This window comes from Corynebacterium sp. (genome assembly GCF_030152825.1).
GTDB lineage: Bacteria > Actinomycetota > Actinomycetes > Mycobacteriales > Mycobacteriaceae > Corynebacterium.
The window spans coordinates 1-6,371 of the sequence record NZ_JASLIP010000056.1; the positions used below are offsets into that span (position 1 = coordinate 1).

Annotated in this window: 5 protein-coding genes; 1 reads left to right on the forward strand and 4 read right to left on the reverse strand. The window is 65.6% G+C overall.

The genetic code is table 11. The annotated features are described in order from the left end of the window. Positions 1–40: 40 nt before the first annotated feature. The 3 genes from Q1V78_RS06615 to Q1V78_RS06625 form a co-directional block, all read right to left on the reverse strand. Complete coding sequence (locus tag Q1V78_RS06615) at positions 41–1,063, reverse strand: hypothetical protein (protein WP_300612893.1); 1,023 nt, start codon at positions 1,061–1,063, stop codon at positions 41–43. A gap of 447 nt (positions 1,064–1,510) precedes the next feature. Then, positions 1,511–2,305 (reverse strand): ABC transporter ATP-binding protein, encoded by a 795-nt coding sequence (locus tag Q1V78_RS06620; RefSeq protein ID WP_300612895.1) that lies wholly within the window; start codon positions 2,303–2,305, stop codon positions 1,511–1,513. A gap of 43 nt (positions 2,306–2,348) precedes the next feature. Then, on the reverse strand, positions 2,349–3,215 hold the full coding sequence (locus tag Q1V78_RS06625; RefSeq protein ID WP_300612897.1) for an ABC transporter permease: 867 nt from the start codon (positions 3,213–3,215) through the stop codon (positions 2,349–2,351). A gap of 589 nt (positions 3,216–3,804) precedes the next feature. Here Q1V78_RS06625 and Q1V78_RS06630 point away from each other — a divergent pair. Continuing rightward, entirely contained in the window at positions 3,805–5,121 is a 1,317-nt protein-coding gene (locus Q1V78_RS06630) for an aminotransferase class V-fold PLP-dependent enzyme (RefSeq protein ID WP_300612899.1), read from the forward strand. A gap of 219 nt (positions 5,122–5,340) precedes the next feature. Here Q1V78_RS06630 and Q1V78_RS06635 read toward each other — a convergent pair whose 3' ends face one another. Further along, the gene (locus Q1V78_RS06635) at positions 5,341–6,354 is read right to left on the reverse strand and encodes an NAD(P)H-quinone oxidoreductase (protein ID WP_300612901.1); all 1,014 of its coding nucleotides are present in this window, start codon (positions 6,352–6,354) and stop codon (positions 5,341–5,343) included. Positions 6,355–6,371 lie beyond the last annotated feature (17 nt).

Sequence of the window (6,371 nt, forward strand, 5' to 3'; positions counted from 1 at the left end):
GTTTTATGGCACGGCACGGCCCAAAACCAGCTCGAGAATCTCAGCCACGTCGCTTGTGGCGGATGATGGTGCGCACTCGCTCCAACACTTGTTCCGGACTGCGCATGCTTAAGGCGCTCAGCCTCAACGGGATGAGGCCGAGGGCGGTCAGGCGCGTATTCACTTCGGTGTCCCATTCGCGCTGCTCAGCTGCCGAATGATACGCGCCGTCATAGAAAATCATGAGCCCGGTTTCCCAAGATCCCAGATCAGCAGTCGCTACGGGCCCGTCTGAGTCCGAAATTCGTACCTGAACCTCCAGATCCGGCAACAGGGGCTTGAGGAGCAGGCGCATCCACGTCTCGGGCGGCGAGTCAGCGCCGAGCACACCGTGTTTGAGCACCACCCGATGCACCTCACGGGAGACAGGGAGTACATTGTTGACCTGAGCCAGAAGCTCAGCTGGGGTGAGCTTTGTGAAGGTGCACAGGGCGTCGGCACCCTGAATGATCCGAAGGTGGACGGGCTTGATGCAGGGAAGTCGAGCGCTGTACCAGGTGTGCTTTTGCTGGCAGATGCTTGTCAGGAACTGACTGGCTGCGATCGATAGCGGAGCAAGGGGGAGGTCCGGCAGGAGCGCGTCGTGACGAAGGATGGGCTCGAACGTCACTTTCACCGTGCTTCGTCGAGCTTGCCTCGGGTGCTGTGTGCTCTTTCGCGAGCTCGGTGTGATCATATGGGCCGGCTGTCCCTCGTGGAAGTACGGAAAACCCTGCATTGCTAGGGCAGAGATCCCGCCTGCGATCCAGGATGGGTGAGCCATGAAATGCCCTCGAACTCGAGTATCGTGCGGAAACTCCAACGCAGGACGGCTGGCGTGGCGCTCGAGAATCGCAGCTCGTTGCTTCGCGGTTTGGGCCAGTTCCAGAGCGCGAAGAATTTCCGGTGGCTTCGCGAGCCAAGTCTTAAAGGTGCACGGCTCGAAGTATCGATGGAGCATGGTGCGGGTAACTCCACGGTCTTGCAGCTGCCGCCAGGTGCGCGGCACCTCCTGATACGTGCGGTTCGTGAAATTGCTCGGCAATAGCATTGGCTCCCCCGTTTCTTTTGCCGGGCAGTCCGCCGAGGAGTGCGGCTATCTCTTGCGGTGAGCGCCGGAGCCCTTTCCGGGAGCTCCCGTCGTCCCCGGCGGATCCCACCTACACCAGCGTCAGCGAAGTCGATCAGCGGTATCCCCTCAGTGATATCCCCAGATAACCCCTGAATGCCGGCCTGCCCGACGTGAATTGTTGTCGGTTTCTTAGTTTCTTAGACAATCCGGCGAGGCGTTTGGTTCCTGGAACGGGCTAATCGGCCCCGTTTTGGGCCGTAGCGTGTCGGGTTTTGCTGGTTTTGTGGCACGGCACAGCCCAAAACCGGAGTTTTCCCCAAGACAGCCCAAAACCGGTTACGTACCAGCGCCAGCCTCCGAGCCCCCGTAACCTCAGCCCAGCGCCGTCCCCCCGTAACCCCGAAGAAACCCCCGGCCCGGCTACCGGCCCAAGTCGCGCAGGACGTTGCGCACGTGCTGCCCAGCCTCCGGCCCCTCGTAGGCCTCCACGACCTCGTCCACCGCGCCGGCCTGCCGAATCTCACCATGGTCAATCCACAACGCGCTATCGCACAGCTGCGCCAGGAACTCATTGGAGTGCGAAGCGAACACCAGGATGCCCGAGCGCTTCACCATCTCAACCAGACGCGACCGCGCCTTCGCCATGAACGCCGCGTCCACGGCACCGATGCCTTCGTCGAGCAGCAGAATCTCCGGATCGATGCTGGTCACAACGCCCAACGCCAAACGAATCCGCATACCGGTGGAGTACGTGCGCAGCGGCATCGCGAGGTAATCCCCCAGCTCGGAGAACTCGGCGATCTCATCCATCTTCCGGTTCATCGCCTTGCGCGTCTGTCCCAGGAACAGCCCGCGGATAATGATGTTCTCGTAGCCGGAGATCTCCGGGTCCATGCCCACACCCAGGTCGAACACCGGCGCCACCCGCCCGCGCACCACGGCGGACCCGCGCGTCGGCTCGTAAATCCCGGACAGCAGCCGCAGCAACGTGGACTTACCCGCACCGTTGTGCCCGACCAGCCCCACGCGGTCGCCGTCCTGCAGGTGCAGGTTGATGTTCTTCAGCGCCTCCACCATCACGGTGTTGGACTCGTTCCGCCCGATCGCGCCGCCCGTCGCGCCCAGGAACGTGTGCTTCAGCGACCTGGTCTTCGCGTCGAAGATCGGGAAATCCACGCAGGCGTTGTAGGTGTCGATGCTGACTTGCTGGTTCATGCTTGTTCTTTCTTTTCTTTAGGACGCCAACCCGTTCGCCTTGTTACACCCAGTAGCTAACACGGAAGCGCCACTTCCGCATGGCTAGCAGGGCAAGGCCGAGACCCACCACGGTCATGGCGATAACGATGTACCAGGAGGACGCCTCGACCGGCACGTTGATCATCGGCCCGCGCACGATCTCCAGGTAGTGGTACAGCGGGTTGAGCTTGGCCAGTGCTGCCCGCTCGGCGACCGCGCCACCCTGATCGGTGAGGGTTTGTGCGGTCCACACGATTGGCGTCATATAAAAGGCCAGCTGGACTAGGGATTCGAGCAACGGGGCGACGTCGCGGAAACGGGTCGCGACGATACCGAAGAACATGGTCACCCACACACCGTTGATGATGAGCAGTGCGAGCCCCGGGACCGCCAGCAGCACTTCCCACCCGACCGGGATGCGGAAGATCGCGAGCAGCGCCAGCCAGATCACGAGGTTGTGCAGCAGGAAGAGGAACTGCCGCCACACGAGCCGGTAGACGTGCACGGATAGCGCGGAGGGCAGCTGCTTGATCAGGCCTTCGTTGGAGATGAAGACCTCCGCGCCCTCCTTGATGCAGCCGGCGATGAAGCCCCACATGATGAGGCCGACGGCCACGTGCGGCAGGAAGACGGCCACGTCGATGCCGAAGAGCTGGGAGTACAGCAGGCCCAGGGCGGCGGCCATCACGCCGGTGGCGATGGTGATCCACAGTGGGCCCAGGACGGAGCGCCGGTAGCGCTGCTTGATGTCCTGCCAGCCGAGAGCGAGCCAGAGTTCACGCTGCTGGAATCCCCGTGTGAGATCGTCCCAGGCGGCGGCGAAGGTTTGCGAGCGCGAGGCTGGGATGTCGCCGTCGTGGGTTGCGGTGATCCTGCTGAGGTCTGTCATGACTAACGTATTCTAGTAGGAGGTGCGGACACGGTCGCTCAAGCGCGCCGGGGTCGGGTCCCGCGGCTCCTCTGTTGCGACCCGCGTCACGCTGCAGTTTGCGCTTTGTGCGCAGCGGAATCGCGGCTGTGGTGGCCGTGAGTCCGAGGAACGGCCGCGAGGTTGTGGCCGAACCGCCCCCCGCGGTAGCGGCCGAACGGCCGCTCTCGGGTTCAGACCGGATCCCCTCGGCTTCTGGGTCGGACGTTGTCAGGTGGCGCTGGTATTGTTTTTGCGTAACGGAGCCTGGGGTCGTCGCTGATGCGGTTGGCCTGGGGTTTCACGGTGGCGCCAACGTTCGCGGGTTTTTCACGACGCCAGTGCCAGGTTCCACCAGGTGCCAGCGTTCGGCGTCGTTGCCCGGTATCGCAGCGCCGCTAGCACCTGCGGGGCCACCGCGCCGCTAGAGACTTCGGTACCGTCGGCGCCCCGGGCCCATCCCGGCGCCAGCAGTTTTTCCAGGAAGGGAGATGGCTTGCTCGACAACGCACGGTTCGACAACCCCAGGGTGCGTGGTCTGTACACCTCCCTTTCCGACGGCTGGGTCTACCTGAACGCGGCGACGGACCCGCAGCTACCCGAGCGCGTCTCTGGCGCGGTCTCGCGCGCCTTCCGCTTAGCCCCGCTGGCCGCCCCGATTGAGGAAACCCACGGGGAGCACAGCCGCGCCGCCAGCCCCGGCACGCGCATCGGCGAAAGCCACATCAAATCCGCCCGCGTCGCGATCGCTGACCTGGTCGGCGCCCGCCCGGAGCATGTGATCCTGGGCAGCTCCCGCAAGCAGCTGATCAACCAGCTCGCGGAGAGCCTGTCCCGCCGCCTGCGCCTGGGCCGCCAGGTCGTCCTCTCTCGCGTCGACGACAGCGCGAACATCGACCCGTGGCTGCGCGCCGCCGACCTGTACGGCGCGGACGTCCGCTGGGCGGAGGCCGACCTGTCCACGGGCGTCCTCCCCGCCTGGCAGTACACGGAGCTGATCAGCCCGGAGACTGCGGTCGTCGCGGTAGCCGCGGCGAATGAGCACGTCGGCACAGTCACGGACGTCGCCGCGATCGGCCGCACGGTGCACGCGAAGTCGGACGGCATCTTCGTCGTCGACGCGAACGCCCTCGCCCCGTTCCACGTGATCGATGTCGCTGACCTGGACGCGGACGTCCTGGCCTTGGACGTCGCGACCATCGGTGGTCCGTCGATCGGCGCGCTGGTCTTCCGTTCGGTAGAGCTCATGGGAGAGCTATTCCCGCACCCGCCGCGCCAGTCCCGCGCCCGCTCGGCGGCTCGTTTCGACGCTCATAAGGACGTCGCCCCCGGCTCAGGTGGTCTCGCGCTGCGCGGTGCGGTGCACCCGTCGGTGGAGCGCGCCCGTGAGTGGCTGGAGTTGGGCGGATTGAGCGAGGGTCTGCTCGGAGGTGTCTCCGCAGCGGTGGATCACCTGGCGGACCTGGCGTCCGATGAGGAGGGGAACTCCCTGAGTGGGACGCGTCGCCGTCGGCTGCGTGGCGGGCTTCCCCTGGCGGAGGACTATGTGCATGGCCTGGCCCGACTGGCGGTTGATGGGCTGCACGGGCTGCCGGGGGCGCACGTCATCGGCCTGGAGGGGGAGTACGAGGAGCACTTCGACTACGACTCGGTGGAGCGCATCCCGCGCTTGAGCTTCTTCATCGATGGGGTGCCGGCGGAGGCGGTGCACGATCGTTTGTTCGCGCAGGGTGTGGTCACCAGCGTGATTCCCCCGGGGGACTCGGAGCTGCTGGAGCAGATGGGCGTTTTCGAGTCCAGCACCGGAGCGGTGTGCGTGGGCCTGAGCGTGCACAACACGGTCGGCGATGTGAATCGCCTGCTCCGCGCGGTCGCGAGCCTGCGCTAGCCGCGGCCTTCATCGCGCCGGGTCTGGGACCGTGGCCAACTCGCCCCCGCACCCGGCGCTTCAGGCTCCCAGCCAGGTCAATCCCGCGCCCGCACCCGGCGCAACGCCGACTGCCCAGCCTCTAGGCTCAGCGCTTGGCTCAGCTCAACCCCGGCCACCTCAGGTCGCGCCTCGCGGTGGCCAGGGACTGGCTCCGAAACCCCCCAGTCCTGCGGAACCCTAGTCCTGTGGGACCTCGAACACGACCTTGCCGGTGACCTCGCCCGCCAACAGTGCCTGGTGCGCCGCGGCGGCGTCCTGAATCGGGACGGTGCGGTCAATGTGGTGGCTGATCTTCCCGCTCTCCAGCAGCGGCCACATCTCGTTGAGGGTGCCGCGCACGATGCGGGCCTTATCCTCCGCATCGCGGTAACGCAGTCCCGTCGCGGAGATCGTGCCGCGCTTGCTGAGCAGGCGGCCGATGTTGAGCTCGCCCTTCACCCCGCCCTGCATGCCGATGATCACCATGCGGCCGTCCATCGCGAGAGCCTTCACGTTCGAGTCCAGGTACTTCGCGCCGATGATGTCGAGGATGACGTCCGCGCCGCCGAGCTCGCGCAGCACCTCCGCGAAGTCTTCCTCCTTGTAGTTGATCAGCGTGTCCGCGCCGTAGCTGCGGCACACGTCGAGCTTCGCCTGGCTGCCCGCGGTCACTGCGACCTTCGCGCCGATGGCGTGCGCGTACTGCGTGGCGAAAAGGCCGATGCCCCCGCCACCGCCGTGGAATAGGGCGAGCTCGCCTTCACTCAGCCCCGCGATATCCGCGACATTCGACCACACGGTGCACGCGACCTCCACGACGCTGGCGGCCTCCGCGAGGCTGTAGCCCTTCGGGATCGGCATCAGCTGACCTGCAGGGACGGCCGCGTGCGTGGCGTAACCGCCACCGCTGAGCAGGACGGCTACCTCTTCGCCCTCCTGCCACGGGGTGCCGTCCGGCTTCGTAGCACCGTTCGGATTTTCGACGACGCCGGCGGCCTCCAAACCAATCGTCTCCGTCACGCCCTTTGGCGGCGGGTAGTGCCCCTGGGCCTGCAGGGTGTCGGCACGGTTGAGCCCGGCATAGTGGATCCGAACCAGGGCTTCGCCTTCGGCGGGCTGGGGCTTGTCGATGGCTTGCCAGTCGAGGGAGCTGGGGTCCTTCGGGTCGGTTTGGACGATTACGTGTGCGGTGTTTGTGCTGGTGGAAGTCATGGCGCCCAGCCTAGCAA